This window comes from Acetonema longum DSM 6540, assembly GCF_000219125.1.
Lineage (GTDB): Bacteria > Bacillota > Negativicutes > Sporomusales > Acetonemataceae > Acetonema > Acetonema longum.
Genome location: NZ_AFGF01000265.1, coordinates 1 through 707, shown reverse-complemented (window position 1 = coordinate 707; position 707 = coordinate 1). Strand labels below are relative to the sequence as shown.

The 707-nt window shown below is 56.0% G+C and carries 1 protein-coding gene; it reads right to left on the bottom strand.

Features of this window, described 5'->3' with window-relative positions; all coding sequences use genetic code 11:
* Positions 1 to 707 (bottom strand): type I phosphomannose isomerase catalytic subunit (locus ALO_RS19250; RefSeq protein WP_004099550.1); only part of this gene is annotated, 707 nt, incomplete at both ends.

Here is a 707-nt window from a genome sequence, read left to right as displayed (position 1 = left end):
CCCCTGCCTTCCACGCAGGTGTAAATATGAAACCGTTCCGGATCGCTTGTGCAGCCGCAGCCGGCAGGGATTTCTACTAACTCCAGAATCAGCTTGCGGCTTTCGCAGTATCGCGTTATCAGGCATCCTTGCTCCCGGCGCGACGCAGCCCGCTGCTCCGCGGGGGGATGAAGCTCCAGAACATCAAGGGCCTTTGCGGTGTGCAGTTCCCTGTCCCGTCCATAATCGAACAGCCGGTAGGTTACATCGCTGCTCTGCTGGACTTCCAACAGGACGATGCCCGGCCCGATTGCGTGAATCATGCCGCAGGGGATATGGTATACATCGCCTTTTTTCACCGCCACCTGGTTCAGTTTCTCTTCAATTCTTCCTTCAGCCAGTGCCGCGGCCAGCTCGGGTTTTGTGCAGTTGTCTTTTACACCCAGCGTCAGCGTCGCCCCGGGCTGAGCATCAATCACGTACCATATTTCTTCTTTGCCCAGCTGCTTCTCTACCAGGAGCGCATAGTCATCGTCGGGATGCACCTGCACCGAAAGCTTCTCCCGGGAATTGATAACCTTCACCAATAGCGGAAAAACCTCGGCGGATACCCGGGTCCCGACCAATTCGCCTTTCTTTGCCGCAATCAGCTGCGCCAGTGTATAACCCGCATAGGTTCCATTTTTCACCACACTCATGCCTGTGGAATGGCAGGAAATATCCCACCG